Genomic DNA, 19,307 nt, shown 5'->3' with positions numbered 1-19,307 from the left:
CATCCCCCTTCAAGACGTGAGGACACCCCCATGCTGAGTTTTGCCTTCGGAATCGGCACCCAGAACACCCAGGGCGACTGGCTGGAGATCTACTATCCGGCGCCGCTGCTCAAGCCGGATGCCAGCCTGGTGGAGGCCGTGGGCAAGGTGCTCGACGTTCCCACCGGCAACGGCGCCGTCAGCTTCCTGCCGGAGCACTGCGCCACGCTGGCCGAGGCACTCAGGGCGGCGGGTCACGTGGCCCAGGCCGAGCTGGCCGAGGCACTGGCCGCCAGCCAGCGTCCGCTGGTCGCCACCTTCCTCGACAGCGACCTGCCGCCGCAGAGCGCCCCCGAGGTCTATCTCAAGCTGCACCTGCTGTCGCACCGCCTGGTCAAGCCGCACGGCGTCGACCTCACCGGCATGTTCGGTCTGCTGCGCAACGTGGCCTGGAGCAGCGAGGGCCCGATCGACATCGAGGAGCTGCCCGCCCGTCGCCTCAAGGCGCGCCTGGAGGGCCGCGCCCTGTCGGTGGACTGCGTCGACAAGTTCCCCAAGATGACCGACTACGTGGTGCCGAGCGGCGTGCGCATCGCCGACACCGCGCGGGTGCGCCTGGGCGCCTACCTGGGCGAAGGCACCACCGTCATGCATGAGGGCTTCGTCAACTTCAACGCCGGCACCGAGGGCCCGGGCATGATCGAGGGCCGCATCTCCGCCGGCGTGATGGTGGGCCGGGGCTCCGACCTGGGCGGTGGCTGTTCCACCATGGGCACCCTCTCCGGCGGCGGCAACATCGTCATCAAGGTGGGCGAGGGCTGCCTGATCGGCGCCAATGCCGGCATCGGCATTCCGCTGGGCGACCGCTGCACCGTGGAGGCCGGGCTCTACATCACCGCCGGCGCCAAGGTCACCCTGCTCGACGACCAGGGCCAGGAGGTCAAGACCGTGGCGGCGCGCGAACTGGCCGGCCAGAGCGACCTGCTGCTGCGGCGCAATTCGCAGAACGGTCGCATCGAGTGCCTGACCAACAAGAGCGCCATCGCGCTCAACGAGGCCCTGCATGCCAACGACTGATCCACAGGGGCTCTCCGCGACCCTGCAGCTCGCCTTCGAGCTGATTCGCCGCCCCTCGGTCACGCCCGACGACCTCGGCTGCCAGGCGCTGATGATCGAGCGCCTGGAGCGGTTGGGCTTCCAGGTCGAACGCCTGCCCTTCGGCGACGTGGAGAACTTCTGGGCGACCCATGGCCATCACGGCCCGGTACTGGCCTTCGCCGGCCATACCGACGTGGTGCCGAGCGGCCCCCACACCCACTGGGACACGCCTCCCTTCGAACCCGTCATCGACGAGGCCGGCATGCTGCGCGGCCGCGGCTCGGCCGACATGAAGGGCAGCCTGGCAGCGATGGTCACCGCGGTGGAGCGCTTCGTGACCGCCCACCCCGATCACCACGGCCGCATTGCCTTCCTGATCACCTCCGACGAGGAGGGCCCCGCGGTGGATGGCACCCGGGCCGTGGTCGAACACCTGCGTGAACGCCACGAGCGGCTCGACTACTGCATCGTCGGCGAGCCCTCCTCCACCGACGTGCTAGGCGACGTGATCAAGAACGGCCGCCGCGGCTCGCTCGGCGGCGTGCTGCACGTACGCGGCATCCAGGGCCACGTGGCCTACCCGCACCTGGCGCGCAACCCCATCCACCAGGTCATGCCGGCACTCGACGCGCTGGTGCACGAGCACTGGGACGGCGGCAACGACTTCTTCCCGGCCACCAGCTTCCAGATCTCCAATCTGCGTGCCGGCACCGGGGCCACCAACGTGATCCCCGGCGAGGTGGAGGCGGTGTTCAACTTCCGTTTCTCCACCGAAGTGACCCATGAGCAGCTGCGCTCACGCACCGAGGCGATCCTCGATGCCCACGGCCTCGAGTACCAGCTCGACTGGACGCTCAACGGCGAACCGTTCCTCACCGCCGAGGGCGAACTGGTGGACGCCGCCCTGCACGGCGTGGAAAGCGTGCTCGGCCGCCGCCCGCGGCTCTCGACCAGCGGTGGTACCTCGGATGGGCGTTTCATCGCCACGCTGGGCAGCCAGGTGGTGGAACTGGGGCCACGCAATGCCACCATTCACCAGACCAACGAGCACGTTCGCGCCGCCGACCTCGACGACCTGAGCCGGATCTACGAAACGATCCTGGCCAGGCTCTTCGTCAACGGCACCGCCCGGCCCTGACCGCGCCAAGAGGGTTCACCATGCCACACCCGCACGACAGCCACATGCGCTACCCGGACATCGAGATCTACCTGCGCCACCCTCAGCCGGGAGCGATCGATGCCTGGCTCGGCGAGACGCTGGATGCCGCCCCGCTGCGCGGTGCCGGGCGCGGCAAGTGGCAGACCCGCGGCCATCACGCCGGGCACGAGATCCCGGTGCTGCTGGTCGAGAAGGCCGCCGACGGCTTCGCCAGCCTGTGGTTCGACAGCTCGCACACGCCGTGGTTGAGAGACTGCGACTGCGCCCGCGACGCCGCTGCACGGCTCGGCTGCGAGGTACGCTGCTCGCTGGGCGGCTGGCAGCCCGGCGACGACCCCGACCGCTTCTGGCAGGTGCTGCCCGACGGCAGCGAAAATGCCATCGACTGGCCCGACTCCGGCCAGTGACTCGAAACGACATCGCCCCGCATGTTCTGAAACATGCAGGGCGATGGGTTGGTTAGAGTGAGACTCGATGCGAGAAGCTGCCGAGTGATGGCCAGGCTAGGCGGGATTGCAGCGAGAGAGCGGAGTTTACTTTAGTAAATGAGCCTCTCGCGCTGCAATTCCAACAACGCCTGGTCGAGCGCAGGCGCTTCGCTCAAGTGATGACCGTGACGTCGTCGGCTTGCAATCCCCGCTCGTTCTCGATCACGTGATAGCGCACCTTCTGGCCCTCGGCCAGGGTACGATGGCCGCGGCCGCGAATGGCGCGAAAGTGGACGAAGACGTCCTCGCCACTCTCGCGCTTGATGAAACCGTAGCCCTTGTTGACGTTGAACCACTTGACCTCGCCGATCTCGCGATCGTCGTTCTCCACGGCGGCGAGCACCGCCAGCTGCGGGTTCAGCGCCTGGGTGGACAGCGTGGCGATGAGCAGCAGCACGAAGACGGCGAGGGAGACGGTGACATAACCCACCGCATAGCCGCCGGGCTCCAGCAGGGTCAGGAGCTGCTGGGGCAGGCCGACATCGGCCAGGGCCAGGGACAGGGCAATCAGCAACGGCGCCGGCAGCGCCAGCAACAGGCTGACCAACGTACAGCGAATGATGACCTTGCGATTCATGGATCCGTATTGCTCACTTGTTATGGGGAATTGAAGAAACAGGATGTTCGATGACGACGCGACCCGAGGCCCCGCCGACCAATGAAGGTGTCACGATGAACAGCGACACGCAGCGCGACGATTCTAGCATGAGCCTTTCCCAGGCGCTCGCCACCCGACTGGAAGCCCTGGAGAGCCGGATTGCCTATCAGGAACACTGGCTGGATACGCTGGACCAGGCGGTGGCTGCCCAGGAGCGGCGCCTGGCGCAGCTCGAGCGGATCAACGCCCTGATGCAGGAAAAGCTGCGCGACCAGCAGCGGGCGCTACAGGATTCGGAGATGGCGGCACCGTCAGCGCAGGACGAAGTGCCGCCGCATTACTGAAGAAGGAAGGGAGAAGAGGAAAGCCAGCCCATGGCTACCTCTCCTCGACCCAAGGTTTTCTCTTCTGTCTTCCAGGTGCGCAGCGCCGCTCTTCCCTCTGCAGCGGCGTAGCCGCGTTCTACAGGTCGTCGAGGTAGCGCTCCGCATCCAATGCCGCCATGCAGCCGGTGCCGGCGGAGGTCACCGCCTGGCGGTAGACGTGATCCATCACGTCGCCGGCGGCGAACACGCCCGGCACGCTGGTGGCCGTGGCGTTGCCCTCGAGGCCGGACTTCACCTTGATGTAGCCGTCGTGCATCTCGAGCTGGCCCTCGAAGATGCCGGTGTTGGGGCTGTGGCCGATGGCGATGAACACCCCCGGCGCCGCGATCTCCTTCACGCCGCCATCCACGGTGGAGCGTACGCGCACACCGGTCACGCCGCTGGCGTCGCCCAGCACTTCCTCCACCACGTGGTTCCACTCGAGCACCACGTTGCCGCTCTCGGCCTTCTCGCGCAGGCGATCCTGCAGGATCTTCTCGGCGCGCAGGCTGTCGCGCCGGTGCACCAGGGTCACCTTGGAGGCGATGTTGGAGAGGTAGAGCGCCTCTTCCACGGCGGTATTGCCGCCGCCCACCACCACCACCTCCTTGTTGCGGTAGAAGAAGCCATCGCAGGTGGCGCAGGCCGACACCCCCTGGCCCATGTACTGCTGCTCGGAGGGCAACCCCAGGTAGCGGGCGCTGGCGCCGGTAGCGACGATCAGCGCATCGCAAGTGTAGCTGCCGCTGTCGCCCTTCAGAGTGAAGGGACGGTTGCGCAGGTCCACCTCATGGATGTGGTCGAACAGCACTTCGGTATCGAAGCGTTCGGCATGGCGCTTCATGCGCTCCATGAGTTCCGGTCCCTGCACGCCGGCATCGTCGCCGGGCCAGTTGTCGACGTCGGTGGTGGTGGTCAACTGGCCGCCGGCCTGGATGCCGGTGATCAGCACCGGCTTGAGGTTGGCCCGCGCCGCGTAGACCGCGGCGGTATAGCCGGCCGGACCGGAACCGAGAATGATCAGGCGTTCGTGACGCGCTTCGCTCATGAAGGGAATCCTCGCAGCTCGAAAACAGGATGAGGCTTGTCATGTCCCGGTCGCTGCCATGGCAACCCGCCGGGGCATAGGGTTGCCGCCATTGTACCAGCCTACGATGCCGAGGGCGTCGCCCCGGCCCGTGTCTTCACAGGACTTCGTCGTCGCGCCCCAGCACCAGGGCATCGAGCTCTCCCGTCATCGGCGACACTTCCACCCGCAGTTGGATCGGCGCACAGCAGTAGGGGCAGTCTTCCCACGTCTGATGGCTGCCTTGCGAGACGTCGACTGGCAGGTCGAAAGGCATGCTGCAGTAGGGGCAGTGGACCGGATGAGTATCGAGCTGTTCTTCATGCATGACGGGAAACTCCCGGCGCTCGCCCTCTCCTACCGGGGCGGCAGCGCCACGCAACGGTTTTCGTTCAGCATAGAAACCTTGGGCAGCGCTTGAAAGGGGGGCCTATCATGACCATGTGCTAAGCATGAGAGCAAAGAAAAGGACCGTTCACTATCGTGACAGGAGGCCTTCATGAGCCGTGACGAGATGCCGGACACCCAGCAGACCCTGGCTGTCGGCGGCAGCACCTACCACTACTACAGCCTGCCGCAGGCAGCCGCCGCCCTGGGCAACATCGACAGGCTGCCGAAGACGCTGAAGATCCTGCTGGAGAACCAGCTACGCTTCGCCGACGACGAGAGCGTCGCCCGCGAGGACCTTCAGGCGCTGGTCGACTGGCAGCAGGGCGGGCGCTCCAGCCGCGAGATCGGCTATCGCCCGGCCAGGGTGCTGATGCAGGACTTCACCGGCGTTCCCGGCGTGGTGGACCTGGCCTCGATGCGCGCCGCGGTGCAGAAGCTCGGCGAGGATCCCTCGCGCATCAACCCACTGTCGCCGGTGGATCTGGTGATCGACCACTCGGTGATGGTCGACAAGTTCGGTAACCCCACCGCCTTCAAGGACAACGTCGCCATCGAGATGGAGCGCAACCGCGAGCGCTACGAGTTCCTGCGCTGGGGCCAACAGGCCTTCGACAACTTCCGCGTGGTGCCGCCGGGCACCGGCATCTGCCACCAGGTCAACCTCGAGTACCTGGGCCGCACGGTGTGGAGCAAGGAGGAGGACGGCAAGACCTTCGCCTACCCCGACACCCTGGTGGGCACCGACTCCCATACCACCATGATCAACGGCCTCGGCGTGCTGGGCTGGGGCGTGGGCGGCATCGAGGCCGAAGCCGCCATGCTCGGCCAGCCGGTATCGATGCTCATCCCCGAGGTGGTGGGCTTCAAGCTCACCGGCAAGCTCAAGGAGGGCATCACCGCCACCGACCTGGTGCTGACGGTGACCCAGATGCTGCGCAGCCGCGGTGTGGTGGGCAAGTTCGTCGAGTTCTACGGCGACGGCCTGGCCGACCTGCCGCTGGCCGACCGCGCCACCATCGCCAACATGGCGCCGGAGTATGGCGCCACCTGCGGTTTCTTCCCGGTCGACGACGAAACCCTGGCCTACCTGCGCCTGACCGGCCGCGACGATGCCCAGATCGCCCTGGTGGAAGCGTACAGCAAGGCCCAGGGGCTGTGGCGCGAGCCCGGGGACGAACCGATCTTCAGCGACACCCTGCACCTCGACCTCGGTGACGTCGAAGCCAGCCTGGCCGGCCCCAAGCGCCCCCAGGACCGTGTCGCCCTGAAAGACATGAAGACCACCTTCGAGAAGCTGATGGCGGGCGAGGAAAATGGCAAGGCCCCGCCCAGCGAGGAGCGCGGGCGGCTCAATTCCGAAGGCGGCCAGACGGCGGTCGGCGTGCACGAGAGCTACGAGCACCACGACAGCCAGGACGTCGAGATGGACGGCGAGCGGTTCATGCTCAACCCGGGCGCCGTGGTGATTGCCGCGATCACCTCCTGTACCAACACCTCCAACCCCAGCGTAATGATGGCCGCGGGGCTACTGGCGCGCAACGCCCTGGCCAAGGGGCTCAAGACCAAGCCCTGGGTCAAGACCTCGCTGGCGCCGGGCTCCAAGGTGGTCACCGAGTATCTCGAAGCGGGTGGCGTCAACGAAGACCTCGACGCCCTGGGCTTCAACCTGGTGGGTTACGGCTGCACCACCTGCATCGGCAACTCCGGCCCGCTGCCGCCGCCCATCGAGAAGGCGATCGAGGACGGCGATCTCACCGTGGCCTCGGTGCTCTCCGGCAACCGCAACTTCGAGGGGCGCATCCACCCGCTGGTGAAGACCAACTGGCTCGCCTCGCCGCCGCTGGTGGTGGCCTATGCCCTGGCCGGCAACGTACGCCTCGACCTCAGCCGCGATCCGCTGGGTGAGGATCGGGACGGTAACCCGGTCTACCTGCATGACATCTGGCCCTCCCAGGCCGATATCGCCAGCGCCGTGGAGAAGGTCAAGACCGAGATGTTCCGCAAGGAGTACGCCGAGGTATTCGAAGGCGACGAGACCTGGAAGGCCCTGCAGGTACCGCAGAGCCAGGTCTACGAGTGGTCTCCCTCCTCGACCTACATCCAGCACCCGCCCTTCTTCGAGGGCATGGGCCGTGACCCCGACCCGATCGAGGACGTGCGGGACGCCCATATCCTCGCCCTGCTGGGCGACTCGGTGACCACCGACCACATCTCGCCGGCTGGCTCGATCAAGCCCGACAGCCCCGCCGGGCGCTACCTGCAAGAGCGCGGCATCAAGCCGGTGGACTTCAACTCCTACGGCTCGCGGCGCGGCAACCACGAGGTGATGATGCGCGGCACCTTCGCCAACGTGCGCATCAGAAACGAGATGCTCGACGGCGTGGTCGGCGGCGAGACCCGCCACGTGCCCTCGGGCGAGCAGATGGCGATCTACGACGCCGCCATGAAGTACCAGGAGAAGGGCACGCCGCTCGTCGTGATAGCCGGCAAGGAGTACGGCACCGGCTCGTCACGCGACTGGGCGGCCAAGGGCACGCGCCTGCTCGGCGTGCGCGCGGTGCTCGCCGAGTCCTACGAGCGCATCCACCGCTCCAACCTGATCGGCATGGGTGTGGTGCCGCTGCAGTTCCCCGAGGGCGAGGATCGCAAGAGCCTCGGCCTGACCGGCGACGAGACGATCTCGATCGAGGGGCTGGCCGACCTCACCCCGGGCGGCAAGGTGACGGTGACCATCAAGAGCGACAAGGGCGAGAAGCGCATCGAGGCGCTGTGCCGCATCGACACCGCCAACGAGCTGGAGTACTACCGCCACGGCGGCATCCTCCACTACGTGCTGCGGCGAATGATCGGCGCAGCCTGAGCCCCTTCCTGCCTGTTGCGCTACACGAGAAAGGCCCCGTCGGCAGCCGGCGGGGCCTCTTTGTGTCGGGCTATGGGTTGCGGGCTGCATCTTGCTCGCAGCTCGAGACCCGTAGCCCGTAGCTTGCACCTAGAACGAGCGGCGCCGATAGCTGCGATACTCCGGCGTCCAGCTGCTGCGCTCTATCGCCTCGCGCAACTTGATGCCGTCGGTACGCAGTGCCACGCCCTCCTGCTGGGCCTGGGCAGCGACCTCGAAGGCGATCGCCTTGGAGAGTTCGCGGATATGCGACAGCGGCGGCAGCAGCGCCCCTTCACCCTCCTTGACCAGCGGCGCCTCGCGAGCCAGCGCCCGGGACGCGGTCATCAGCATGGTGTCGGTGATTCGCTTGGCACCGCTGGCGACCACGCCGAGACCGATGCCGGGGAAGATGTAGGCGTTGTTGCACTGAGCGATGGGATAGGTCTTGCCATCGTGCACCACCGGCATGAAGGGGCTGCCGGTGGCCACCAGCGCCTGACCGTCGGTCCACTCGATCACGTCCGCGGGCGTGGCCTCGGCGCGCGAGGTGGGGTTGGAGAGCGGCATGATCACCGGGCGCTCGCAGCCGGCGTGCATGGCGCGGACCACCTCCTCGGAGAACAGTCCCGGCTGGCCCGAGACGCCGATCAGCACCGTGGGCTTGATATGGCGCGCCACCTCGAGCAGGGATTGATCCTGCCACGCCGCGACCAGTTCCGGGTCGTGCGCCAGGCGCCGCTGGAAGTCGCGCAGCCACGGCTGGTCCGAGGTCACCAGGCCATCGCGGTCGACCATGAAGACGCGCCGCCGCGCCTCCTTCTCGGAGAGCCCCTCCGCCTGCATCGCCACCACCACCTGCTCGGCGATGCCGCAGCCGGCGGAACCGGCACCGACGAACACCACGCGCTGGTCGGCGATGGTCTCGTCGCGGGCCTGGCAGGCCGCCATCAGGGTGCCCACGGCCACGGCAGCGGTGCCCTGCACGTCGTCGTTGAAGCAGCACAGCTGATCGCGATAGCGCTCCAGCAGCGGCACGGCGTTGGCCTGGGCGAAATCCTCGAATTGGAGCAGCACGTTGGGCCAGCGGCGTTTCACCGCGGCGATGAACTCGTCGACGAAGGCGTCGTACTCCTCCTGGGAGATACGCGGATGCCGCCAGCCCATGTACATCGGATCGTCGAGCAGGGTCTGGTTGTTGGTGCCCACGTCGAGGGTGATCGGCAGCGTATAGGCGGGGCTGATGCCGCCGCAGGCGGTATACAGCGCCAGCTTGCCGATGGGAATGCCCATGCCGCCGATGCCCTGGTCGCCGAGGCCGAGGATACGCTCGCCGTCGGTCACCACGATCACCTTGACCCGGTCCTTGGTGGCACTGCGCAGGATGTCGTCCATACGCTCGCGGTCGGGGTAGCTGACGAACAGGCCCCGGTGGCTGCGGTAGATGTTGGAGAACTCCTCGCAGGCCTGGCCCACCGTGGGGGTGTAGATGATCGGCAGCATCTCCTCGAGGTGCTGCATCACCAGGTGGTAGTAGAGGGTCTCGTTGTCGTCCTGGATCGCCCGCAGGTGGATGTGCCGCTCAAGGTCGCTGTGGCACTGCTGGTACTGGCGATAGGCGCGTTCGGCCTGCTCCTCGATCGATTCCACGTTCTGCGGCAGCAGGCCGACCAGGTTGAACTCGAGCCGCTCCTCGCGGGTGAAGGCGCTGCCCTTGTTGAGCAGCGGCATCTCGAGCAGCGGAGGGCCAGCGTAGGGAATGTAAAGTGGACGTTTGCTTTCGGGCATCTCTTGTCTCGATACGGTGACTGGAACCGGGCCGTAGGCGCTCTACTGGCGCCTTGGCGCCAACTCTACCACGCCTCTGCCATCGTGGCGCATCAGCTGACCTTGGCGCGTGTCCTGTTGCTGGGCGGACGATCGAAAAACCACGGGCGCAGCCGCACGCCGAGCATGTTGCCGGCGAAGCCCGCCACCAGCCACACCCAGCCGTGCAGGCTGCCCGAGGCAATGCCGCTGAAGTAGGCACCGATGTTGCAGCCGAACGCCAGCCTGGCCCCGTAGCCCAGCATCAGGCCGCCGATGATCGCCGCCATCACCGAGCCCAGCGGGATGCGCAGGGTCGGGGCGAAGCGCCCGGCCAGGGTGGCAGCGACCATGGCGCCAAGGATGATGCCCACGTTCATCACCGTGGTGATGTCGCTCCACACGCTGGCCTCGAGCGCCGCGGCGTTGCCCGGGCTCTGCCAGTAGGCCCACTGGCTGACGTCACCGCCGATGAATTCGTATGCCTTGGCACCCCACAGGGCGAAGGCCGAGGTAATGCCCCAGGGGCGGCCGGCCAGCGCCAGGGTGGTGAAGTTGAGCAGCGCCAGCGCCACCGCGCCGAACAGCAGCGGCCAGGGCCCGGTGAACCAGCGTCCCTGGCTGAAGTTGGCCCGCGGCGCCTCCTCCAGACGGCCATGGCGGTGCTTCTCCAGCAGTACCGTGAGCACGGCAATGGCGCCGAACAGCGCCAGGCTCACGGCGATGCCGCCGCCTGCGCCGAAGGTAGCCACCAGCGACACCGGCTCGAGGGCCGGTAGATCCATCCACCAGGCGAAGTGGGCGGTGCCGATCAGCGAGCCGACGATGAAGAAGAGCAGCGTGATCGCCATGCGGGCGTTGCCGCCGCCGGCGGTGAACAGCGTACCCGAGGCGCAGCCGCCGCCGAGCTGCATGCCGATGCCGAACAGGAACGCGCCCACCACCACCGAAACCCCGATCGGCGCCACGAAACCGGACACGCTCTGGCCCCAGAGCGTACCCGCACCCAGTGCGGGGAAGAACAGCACCACGGCGATGGCCAGCATCACCATCTGGGCGCGCAGCCCACGCCCGCGGCGCTCGCTGATGAAGACCCGCCAGGCGGCGGTGAAGCCGAAGGCGGCGTGGTAGAGGGAAACCCCGAGCAGCGCCCCGACGATCATCAGCAGGCCCAGGCGCGCGCCGAAGGCCAGTCCAACCAGCAGCGCGCCCGTCATTACCAACGCGCCCAGCAGCAGGGAGATCCGGCGCGGTTGTACCGCCTCTACCGCAGTGACCATGAGACTTCTCCTCTCGACTCTCTCATGCAGCGTGGCAAGTTTCGCCAATGCGCGCCAACCGGCCGCCGCAACGAGACAGGGCGCCGCAGGGGCGCCCTGTACGGAGGCTGAGGCCGATCAGACGAAACGGCCCAGCCCCACGGCATGACGCAGTTTGTCCATGAACGGTGCGGCCTCGGCGCGGGCGCGCTCAGCGCCCTTGAGCAGCACGCTTTCGATGTGCCCGGGGTCCTCCATGAGCGCCACATAGCGCTCACGGGGCTCGCGCAGCTGCGCGTTGAGGTGTTCGAACAGGCGATTCTTGACCTCGCCCCAGCCGATGCCGTTCGCGTACTCGCGGCGCATCGCCTCGCGCTCCTCACGTGTGGCGAAGGCGGCGTAGATCTGGAACAGGGTGCAACCTTCGGGGTCCTTGGGCTCGCCGGGCTCCAGCGAGTTGGTCTTGATCTTGCGCACCAGCTTGAGCAGCTTCTTCTCGGAGACGAACAGCGGAATGGTGTTGTTGTAGCTCTTGGACATCTTGCGTCCGTCGAGACCGCCGAGCACCGCCACCTCGTCGTCCACCACCGCTTCGGGCAGAGTGAAGAATTCGCCCTTGTAGAGGTGATTGAAGCGCCCACCCATGTCGCGGGCCATCTCGATGTGCTGGATCTGGTCGCGACCCACCGGCACCTTGTTGGCGTTGAACATGAGGATGTCGGCAGCCATCAGCACCGGGTAGCCGAATAGCCCCATGGTGATGCCTTTGTCGGGGTCCTGGTTGCCGGCGGCCTCGTTCTCGGCCACTGCCGCCTTGTAGGCGTGGGCGCGGTTCATCAGGCCCTTGGCGCAGACGCACGACAGCATCCAGGTCAGCTCGGGGATCTCGGGAATGTCCGACTGGCGGTAGAAGATGGCGTTGTCGGTGTCGAGCCCCAGCGCCAGCCAGGTGGCGGCGATCTCCAGGCGCGACTCCTGCACCCGGCGTGGATCCTGGCACTTGATCAGCGCATGCAGGTCGGCGAGGAAGTAGTAGGACTGCACGCTGGGGTCCTGGCTCGCGGCGATGGCCGGCTTGATGGCGCCGACGTAGTTGCCCAGGTGGGGCGTGCCGGTGGTGGTGATGCCGGTGAGAACGCGTGTCTTCTGGGAAGCTGCACTCATGGAAAGCGGACTCTGCTGATCGGAAATGCCCGCTATGGTAACGCGAGGGGACGGTCAAGGCGACCGCCCCCGGCGCCGCTCTCACCGTATCAGGCTGGCGGGATCGACGCTCTCAAGGCCGAAGGCCTCGGCCACGGCGCGGTAGGTGACCTGGCCGTCGTGGACGTTGAGCCCGGGCAGGAAGTGGGCATCGTCGGCCAGTGCCCGCTTCCAGCCCTTGTCGGCCAGGGCAATGACGAACGGCAGGGTGGCGTTGGTCAACGCCTGGGTCGAGGTACGCGCCACCGCACCCGGCATGTTGGCCACGCAGTAGTGAACGATGCCGTCGACCAGATAGGTCGGCTCGGCATGGGTAGTGGCACGGCTGGTCTCGAAGCAGCCGCCCTGGTCGATGGCCACGTCCACCAGCACGCTGCCGGGCTTCATGTCGGCCAGCATCGCGCGAGTGATCAGCTTGGGTGCGGCGGCGCCGGGGATCAGCACGGCGCCCACGATCAGGTCGCACTCGCGCACCGCCTCGTCGATGGCGTCGGCGGTGGAGAAGACGGTCTTCATGCGGCCCTGGTAGCGGTCGTCGAGCACCTCGAGGCGCGGGATCGACTTGTCGAGCACCGAGACCTCGGCGCCCAGGCCCAGCGCCATGCGTGCGGCGTTCTCGCCCACCACGCCGCCGCCGATCACGGCGACCTTGCCGGGGGCCACGCCGGGCACGCCGGGCAGCAGCACCCCGGAACCGCCCTGGGCCTTCTCCAGACTATGGGCTCCGGCCTGTACCGCCATGCGGCCGGCCACGGTGCTCATCGGCGCCAGCAGCGGCAGGCCGCCCTGGCGGTCGGTGACGGTCTCGTAGGCGATGCAGGTGGCCCCGCTCTCCATCAGCCCACGAGTCAGCTTCTCCTCGGCCGCCAGGTGCAGGTAGGTGAAAAGGGTCTGGCCGCGGGTGAGGCGTGCCACTTCCTCCGGCTGCGGCTCCTTGACCTTGAGGATCAGCTCGGCGTCGCCCCACAGCGTGGCCAGGTCCGCCTCGAGCCGGGCCCCGGCCGCTTCATAATCGGCATCGGAGAAGCCCGCACCGACGCCAGCGCCAGCCTGCACGGTGACCGAATGACCGCGGGCCACCAGCTCTCGAGCCCCAGTCGGCGTCAGGGCGACGCGATATTCATGGTTCTTGATTTCCTTCGGCACGGCGATCTTCATGGGACACCTCCTGAGCGTTCGACGCCTGTTGTTAGGGTATGACAGGCGAATTACAGCACAGACAGTCCAAACATGAAGCACCCCGCATAAAGAACGGTAAAAAATCGTGAAAGGGCAACTAGCAGAAGAAAATCAGCACCTCAGCCAAGGCTTCAACAAAAAAATCGCAGCATCACTCGGCAATAAGCGCGCCACCGTAGATGGCCACGTACTCCACGGGCAGGCGCCGCGGCCGGCCCGTGGTGAGCTCGATGCAGGCGAAGCGGGTGCGCGCCCGCAGCAGGGTGCGACCGTCGGCGGGTCGGACGAGCTGGAAGCGCCGGGTCAGGGTCAGGCGACCGTCGCAGCCTACGATCCAGGTGGCCAGCGCAAGGCGCTCCCCCTCGAAGGCGGGTGCCAGGTAGTCGAGCTCGTGGCGATGCACGGCCATGGCACGGTCCAGTTCCCGATAGCGCGCCAGGTCGAGACCCAGATGCCGCGAATGCGCCCAGCTCACCTGCTCGACCCAGCGCAGGTACGCGGCATTGTTGGCATGGCCGTACTCGTCGATGGCCGAGGCCTCCACCTCGAGCTCGATGACGTACGGGTCGGGAAGATCCCACTCCTGTGACAATGTCGCCTCCTTGCCGGGTTACTTCGCCAGCTCAGTCCCTCGTCGCACCGCAGCGCCAACAGGCCTCGAACACTCCCTCCAACGCCTCGCCACAGCCGGAACAGGTCCAGCCCGGCGCTTCACTGCCGCCCGTCATGGCCTCGTGGATCAGCGCCTCGGCGCGTTCACGGTTGTGTGGCGCCACCCATACCTCGGGCTCGCACTCGCCCAGCGGCAGCTCGCCCGCACCGCCGCCCAGCACCATGTTGCGCAGCTCCACGGGAATTCCCGCCGCCGCCAGCAGGTTGCGCACGTGGCTGACCAGCAGCGCGTTGGAGTGCGCGAAGACACGAACGTAGCCGCCCACCTCAATCCCTGAAAACCCTGACGCCGAGCGCCTTCAGATAAGCCGTCTCGGGAATCGCCGGGTGTACCGGATGGTCCGCCGCCTGGTGACCCTGGTAGATCACCTGCCCATGACGATCCTGGTGGCGCACCGCGCCGCGTACCACGTCCACCAGCCGCTCCGGCGCCAGGTGCATGGAGCAGGAGGCCGACAGCAGCAGGCCATCGCGTCCCAGCAGGCGCATCGCCTCGCGGTTGAGCCTGGCATAGGCGCGCTCACCGTTGGGAATGTCCTTGCGCTTCTTGATGAAGGCCGGGGGGTCGAGGATCACCACGTCGAACTGCTCGCCGTCGGCCTTGAGCGCCGCCAGCGCCTCGAAGGCGTCGGCTTCGCCTACCGCCACCTGATCGTGCAGGCCGTTCAGGGCCGCATTCTCGGCCACCCGTTCCAGCGCCTGGGCGCTGGCGTCCACGCACAGCACCTCGCGGGCGCCGTGGGCCGCCGCCTGCACACCCCAGCCGCCGACGTAGCTGAACAGGTCGAGCACCCGCTTGCCGGCCACCAGGCCATTGAGCCAGGCGCGGTTGGCGCGGTGATCGAAGAACCAGCCGGTCTTCTGCCCGTCGAGCACCGGCGCGTGGAAGCGCACGCCGTTCTCTTCCATCAGCACGGGGCCGTCGAGTTCGCCCTTGGCCACGGTGACCTGGCGCTCGAGCTGCTCCTGGCGCCGCCCGGAGGAGTCATTCTTGAACACGATGACCCGTGGCGAGAGCACCTTGTCGAGCGCGGCCACGACCTCCTCGGCCAGGCGCTCCATGCCCAGGGTATTGAGCTGCACCACCAGCACGTCGTCGAAGCGGTCCACCACCAGCCCCGGCAGCAGGTCGCCCTCGCCGTGCACCAGGCGGTAGAACGGCTTGGCGTAGAGCCGCTGGCGCAGGGCCAACGCCTGGTTGAAGCGGTGCACCAGCAGCGAACGGTCGAGGCGCATGCCGGGGTCGCGCGACACCACCCGGGCGCAGATCAGCGAGTTGGGGTTGACGTAGGCCACGCCCATGGCCTTGCCGCCCGCGGCCTCGACCACCACCTGGGCGCCCGGCTCGAGGCCCTTGAGCGGCGTGGCCTCGGTGTCGACCTCGTTGGAGTAGAGCCACAGGTGGCCGGCCTTGAGGCGGCGATCGGCATTCTTCTTGAGGCGCAGGGTCTGGGTCATGGCAGGTCTCGTGGAAGGGTAATCATCGTTGGCAAGAAGGACAGAACACACTGGCCCGCTGGCCCAGCGTCACCAGCCGCAGCTCGCCATTGCAGCGCCGGCAGCCCTGGCCATGGCGGCCATAGACGTTGAGACGCTGCTTGAAGTAGCCCGGCTCGCCGGTGCCGCTGACGAAGTCGCGCAGGGTGGTGCCGCCCTGGGTGATGGCCGCGGCGAGCACCTCGCGTACCGCCGCGGCCAGGCGCGCGTAGCGCTCGCGGGAGATGCGCCCCGCCGCCCGGCGCGGGTCGATGCCGGCCAGGAACAGCGCCTCGCTGGCGTAGATGTTGCCCACGCCGACCACTACGGCATTGTCCATCAGGAACGGCTTCACGGCCATGCGTCGGCCGCGCGAGAGCCGGTAGAGCCGCTCGCCGTCGAAAGCCTCGGAGAGCGGCTCGGGCCCCAGGTTCGCCAGGCGCGGGTCGCTCTCCCGGCTTCCGGCAAGCCAGTCGACGAAGCCGAAGCGGCGCGGATCGTGGTAGCGCAGGATGCCACCGTCGTCGAGCACCAGGTCGACATGGTCGTGCTTCCTGGGCAGTTCGCCCAGCCGGACGATGCGCAGGCTGCCCGACATGCCCAGGTGCCAGATCAGGCTGCCGGCGCCCTCGCCCCGGCCCTCGATCGGCAGCAGCAGGTACTTGGCGCGGCGCGCCAGGACGCCGATGCGCGAGCCCACCAGGCGCTCGATGAAGTCGTCCGGCACCGGCACGCGCAGGCGCGGCTGACGCACGATCGCCTCGACGATCTCGCGCCCCTCCACGTGAGGAGCGATGCCGCGGCGGGTGGTCTCGACTTCGGGAAGCTCGGGCATGGCGAGGAAATCCGGGGAATAGATACGCCTGAACCCGGCAGGGCCGGGTTCAGGAGGACAGGTCTTGCTACCTGCGGCTGGAAGCCGTCAAGCCGCCAAGGGCGCCCGTCGCCAGCGGCGGACGCCGGATCGGCTCACTTGATCTTGGCTTCCTTGTACATCACGTGCTTGCGGACGACCGGATCGTACTTCTTGAATTCGAGCTTGTCCGGGGTGTTCCGCTTGTTCTTGTCGGTGGTGTAGAAGTGGCCGGTACCGGCGCTGGACACCAACTTGATCTTGTCACGCATGACTGCTGTCTCCCTGAGGTTCGCTTAGACGGCTTCGCCGCGCTTGCGGATGTCGCTGAGCACCTCGTCGATGCCCTTCTTGTCGATGATGCGCATACCCTTGGAGGAGACCCGCAGCTTGACGAAGCGGTTCTCGGACTCCACCCAGAAGCGGTGGGTGTGCAGGTTCGGCAAGAAACGACGGCGGGTCTTGCGCTGGGAGTGTGAAACGTTGTTACCAGTCACCGGGCGCTTGCCGGTAACCTGACATACTTTGGACATGGGAGCCTCCAACCGCTTGGCCAGGTGGTCAAACCTGTGTGTTCAAAACCTGTCGGGCAAACCGGGAACGACCCCGTTGTCATTTGACCCAAGGGAATTCAAAGGCTGCACTTTATAGCAGAGTGCGCCCCGGCAGGCAATAGTAGGCGCGTATTCTACCTTTCCTGCCGCCTAAAGCCACCCTCTCTCTGCAAAAGATACGACTTCCCCATCGCCGACCACGAAGTGGTCCAGCACGCGAATCTCGAATAACCCCAGCGCTTCGCGCAGCCGCTCGGTGATGCGCCGGTCGGCGTCAGAGGGCTCGGCCACGCCGGAAGGGTGGTTATGGGCAAAGATGACCGCCCCGGCGCCCAGCTCCAGCGCGCGGCGCGCCACCTCGCGGGGGTAGACCGAGGCGCTGTCCAGCGTGCCGCGGAACAGCGATTCGAAGCGGATCACGCGATGCTGGGTATCGAGGAACAGCGCGGCGAACTCCTCGTGGCCCAGGTGGCGCAGTTGGGTGGCCAGATAGGCGCGCACCAGGGAGGGCGAGGTCAGCGCATTGCCGCGCGCAAGCTCGGCGGCAAGATGACGCTTGGAGAGCTCGAGGGTGGCCTGGAGCTGGACGAACTTAGCCGTGCCCAGCCCGCGCTCGGCGCAGAAGCGAGCCTGGTCGGCCTCGAGCAGTTGGCGCAGGCCGCCGAACGCGCCGAGCAGGTCGCGGGCCAGGTCCACCGCCGAACGCCCCGCCACCCCCACGCGCAGGAAGATCGCCAGCAGCTCGGCGTCCGACAGTGCCTCGGCGCCCAGCGTCAGCAGTTTTTCCCGCGGGCGCTCGCCCTCGGGCCAGTCGCGAATCGACATCCCCTGTCTCCTTGCTACGCTTTCCCTGGTGATAGGAAGTCACTCATTGTAACCGACCTTGGCCGAAGGCTGCGGCTGCGCAACTTCAACGGCAGTGGTAAGGTAGGCGGTCGGGTTTCAGCTCAGGAAAACAGCATGGCAACGCAACTCGCACAACGGCTTGCCGGCCGGCGCATCCTGCTCGGCATCAGTGCCGGCATTGCCGCCTACAAGAGCGCCCAGCTCGCCCGGCTGCTCAAGCAGGCGGGCTGCGAGGTGCGCGTGGCCATGACCGAAGGCGCCCAGGCCTTCATCACCCCGTTGACGCTGCAAGCGCTGACCGGCGAGCCGGTGCGCACCTCGCTGCTCGATCCCGAAGCCGAGGCCGGCATGGGGCATATCGAGCTGGCCCGCTGGGCCGAGACGATCCTGATCGCCCCGGCCACCGCCGACCTGATGGCACGCCTGGCTCTGGGCATGGCCGACGACCTGCTCACCACCCTGTGCCTGGCCAGCGACGCCGAAAAGGTGATGGCGCCGGCCATGAACCAGGCCATGTGGCGCCATGTCGCCACCCAGCGCAACGCCGAACGCCTCGCACAGGACGGCTGGTGGCTGCTGGGGCCGGCCAGCGGCGACCAGGCCTGCGGCGACGTGGGGCCGGGCCGCATGCTCGAGCCCGAGGCGATCGTGGCCGAACTCATTCAGCCCACCCGCGAGAGTGCACAAGCCCAGGCGGCGCGGGTCGAAGACGCCCCGGCCCGGGGCCTGCACGTGGTGATCACCGCCGGCCCCACCCGCGAGCCGCTCGATCCGGTGCGCTACCTCTCCAACCACAGCTCGGGAAAGATGGGCTTCGCCCTGGCCGCCGCCGCGGCCGAGCTCGGCGCCCGGGTCAGCCTGATCAGCGGACCGGTGAGCCTGCCGACCCCCGCGGGAGTCGAGCGCACCGATGTGGAGACGGCGCGCCAGATGCACGAGGCGAGCCGCCGCCTGGCGGCCGACTGCGACTTGTTCATCGGCTGCGCCGCGGTGGCCGACTATCGCGCCGCGACGGCCGCCGAACACAAGATCAAGAAGCGCGAAGGCGAGGAAGGCCTGACCCTGAAGCTGATCAAGAACCCCGATATCATTGCCGATATCGCCCATACGCGCGATGCGGCCGGGGGACGCCCCTTCGTGGTGGGCTTCGCCGCCGAGACCCGCGATCTCGAGGCCTATGCGCGCGACAAGCTCGAGCGCAAGCGGCTGGACATGATCGTCGCCAACGATGTCTCGGCCGCAGGGCTCGGCTTCGGCGCCGACGACAACGCCGCCCTGCTGCTGTGGCGCGACGGCGAAGGGGAAGGCGGCGAGCAGTTGCCGCCGCAGCCCAAGCGCGAGCTGGCCAGGGCAGTGATCGAGCGAGCGCTCGGCTGCCTGACCTCCCGCCCCGTACACTGAACCCGAACCTGCCCGGAACCCGCAGAACCGACGGAGC

General features: G+C 67.5%; 20 protein-coding genes. 6 read left to right on the top strand and 14 right to left on the bottom strand.

Annotation, left to right across the window (positions count from 1 at the left end):
• The first annotated feature begins 30 nt into the window (after positions 1-30).
• The 3 genes from dapD to HNO51_RS02465 are packed head-to-tail and all read left to right on the top strand — an operon-like array spanning position 31 to position 2,643.
• Positions 31-1,056, top strand: coding sequence for a 2,3,4,5-tetrahydropyridine-2,6-dicarboxylate N-succinyltransferase (gene dapD / locus HNO51_RS02475; protein WP_209538392.1), 1,026 nt, complete (start codon positions 31-33; stop codon positions 1,054-1,056).
• On the top strand, positions 1,043-2,215 hold the full coding sequence (gene dapE, locus HNO51_RS02470) for a succinyl-diaminopimelate desuccinylase (protein WP_209538391.1): 1,173 nt from the start codon (positions 1,043-1,045) through the stop codon (positions 2,213-2,215). The genes dapD and dapE overlap by 14 nt, the downstream gene beginning before the upstream one ends.
• A 20-nt stretch (positions 2,216-2,235) precedes the next feature.
• Positions 2,236-2,643 (top strand): hypothetical protein, encoded by a 408-nt coding sequence (locus HNO51_RS02465; RefSeq protein ID WP_197449480.1) that lies wholly within the window; start codon positions 2,236-2,238, stop codon positions 2,641-2,643.
• A 193-nt stretch (positions 2,644-2,836) separates the two neighbouring features.
• On the opposite strand, the gene HNO51_RS21120 is transcribed toward HNO51_RS02465, so the two are convergent.
• Positions 2,837-3,301, bottom strand: coding sequence for a cold-shock protein (locus HNO51_RS21120; RefSeq protein WP_209538390.1), 465 nt, complete (start codon positions 3,299-3,301; stop codon positions 2,837-2,839).
• 50 nt (positions 3,302-3,351) lie between these two features.
• Between HNO51_RS21120 and HNO51_RS02455 the strand changes: the two genes are divergently transcribed.
• On the top strand, positions 3,352-3,666 hold the full coding sequence (locus HNO51_RS02455; RefSeq protein ID WP_197449478.1) for a SlyX family protein: 315 nt from the start codon (positions 3,352-3,354) through the stop codon (positions 3,664-3,666).
• 118 nt (positions 3,667-3,784) lie between these two features.
• On the opposite strand, the gene trxB is transcribed toward HNO51_RS02455, so the two are convergent.
• Positions 3,785-4,735 (bottom strand): thioredoxin-disulfide reductase, encoded by a 951-nt coding sequence (gene trxB / locus HNO51_RS02450; protein WP_197449477.1) that lies wholly within the window; start codon positions 4,733-4,735, stop codon positions 3,785-3,787.
• Between the two features lie 136 nt (positions 4,736-4,871).
• On the bottom strand, positions 4,872-5,081 hold the full coding sequence (locus HNO51_RS02445) for a zinc ribbon domain-containing protein (protein ID WP_197449476.1): 210 nt from the start codon (positions 5,079-5,081) through the stop codon (positions 4,872-4,874).
• A 171-nt stretch (positions 5,082-5,252) separates the two neighbouring features.
• On the opposite strand from HNO51_RS02445, the gene acnA reads away from it, so the two are divergent.
• On the top strand, positions 5,253-8,003 hold the full coding sequence (acnA, locus tag HNO51_RS02440; protein ID WP_197449475.1) for an aconitate hydratase AcnA: 2,751 nt from the start codon (positions 5,253-5,255) through the stop codon (positions 8,001-8,003).
• 129 nt (positions 8,004-8,132) lie between these two features.
• Here the strand turns inward: acnA and HNO51_RS02435 are convergent, their stop codons facing one another.
• From HNO51_RS02435 to radC, 11 genes are all read right to left on the bottom strand, one after another.
• Positions 8,133-9,809 (bottom strand): NAD-dependent malic enzyme, encoded by a 1,677-nt coding sequence (locus tag HNO51_RS02435; protein ID WP_197449474.1) that lies wholly within the window; start codon positions 9,807-9,809, stop codon positions 8,133-8,135.
• A 92-nt stretch (positions 9,810-9,901) separates the two neighbouring features.
• Positions 9,902-11,107 (bottom strand): YeeE/YedE family protein, encoded by a 1,206-nt coding sequence (locus HNO51_RS02430; RefSeq protein WP_209538389.1) that lies wholly within the window; start codon positions 11,105-11,107, stop codon positions 9,902-9,904.
• A gap of 117 nt (positions 11,108-11,224) precedes the next feature.
• Positions 11,225-12,250, bottom strand: a complete 1,026-nt coding sequence (locus tag HNO51_RS02425; RefSeq protein ID WP_197449472.1) for a tryptophan--tRNA ligase — start codon at positions 12,248-12,250, stop codon at positions 11,225-11,227.
• Between the two features lie 81 nt (positions 12,251-12,331).
• Positions 12,332-13,447 carry an alanine dehydrogenase gene (ald, locus tag HNO51_RS02420; RefSeq protein WP_209538388.1) on the bottom strand — a complete coding sequence of 372 codons (1,116 nt, stop codon included), beginning with the start codon at positions 13,445-13,447 and terminating at the stop codon, positions 12,332-12,334.
• A gap of 172 nt (positions 13,448-13,619) precedes the next feature.
• Positions 13,620-14,060, bottom strand: a complete 441-nt coding sequence (locus HNO51_RS02415) for an acyl-CoA thioesterase (protein ID WP_197449470.1) — start codon at positions 14,058-14,060, stop codon at positions 13,620-13,622.
• A 31-nt stretch (positions 14,061-14,091) separates the two neighbouring features.
• The gene (locus tag HNO51_RS02410; protein ID WP_209538387.1) at positions 14,092-14,406 is read right to left on the bottom strand and encodes a putative signal transducing protein; all 315 of its coding nucleotides are present in this window, start codon (positions 14,404-14,406) and stop codon (positions 14,092-14,094) included.
• Between the two features lies 1 nt (position 14,407).
• Complete coding sequence (locus HNO51_RS02405; RefSeq protein WP_209538386.1) at positions 14,408-15,598, bottom strand: class I SAM-dependent rRNA methyltransferase; 1,191 nt, start codon at positions 15,596-15,598, stop codon at positions 14,408-14,410.
• A gap of 22 nt (positions 15,599-15,620) precedes the next feature.
• Positions 15,621-16,451: a bifunctional DNA-formamidopyrimidine glycosylase/DNA-(apurinic or apyrimidinic site) lyase gene (gene mutM / locus HNO51_RS02400; RefSeq protein WP_197449467.1), complete on the bottom strand. Its 831-nt coding sequence runs from the start codon at positions 16,449-16,451 to the stop codon at positions 15,621-15,623.
• 134 nt (positions 16,452-16,585) lie between these two features.
• A complete protein-coding gene (gene rpmG / locus HNO51_RS02395) occupies positions 16,586-16,741 on the bottom strand; it encodes a 50S ribosomal protein L33 (RefSeq protein ID WP_016417370.1) in 156 nt (51 codons plus the stop codon).
• Positions 16,742-16,765: 24 nt separating this feature from the next.
• Positions 16,766-17,002: a 50S ribosomal protein L28 gene (rpmB, locus tag HNO51_RS02390; RefSeq protein WP_197449466.1), complete on the bottom strand. Its 237-nt coding sequence runs from the start codon at positions 17,000-17,002 to the stop codon at positions 16,766-16,768.
• 171 nt (positions 17,003-17,173) lie between these two features.
• Positions 17,174-17,848 carry a RadC family protein gene (gene radC, locus HNO51_RS02385; RefSeq protein WP_209538385.1) on the bottom strand — a complete coding sequence of 225 codons (675 nt, stop codon included), beginning with the start codon at positions 17,846-17,848 and terminating at the stop codon, positions 17,174-17,176.
• 135 nt (positions 17,849-17,983) lie between these two features.
• On the opposite strand from radC, the gene coaBC reads away from it, so the two are divergent.
• Positions 17,984-19,270 (top strand): bifunctional phosphopantothenoylcysteine decarboxylase/phosphopantothenate--cysteine ligase CoaBC, encoded by a 1,287-nt coding sequence (coaBC, locus tag HNO51_RS02380; RefSeq protein WP_209538384.1) that lies wholly within the window; start codon positions 17,984-17,986, stop codon positions 19,268-19,270.
• Positions 19,271-19,307 lie beyond the last annotated feature (37 nt).

Source organism: Billgrantia sulfidoxydans (genome assembly GCF_017868775.1).
GTDB classification, from domain to species: domain Bacteria; phylum Pseudomonadota; class Gammaproteobacteria; order Pseudomonadales; family Halomonadaceae; genus Halomonas; species Halomonas sulfidoxydans.
Note: the sequence above shows the minus strand (reverse complement) of the source record. Positions and strands in the feature narration are given on the sequence as shown.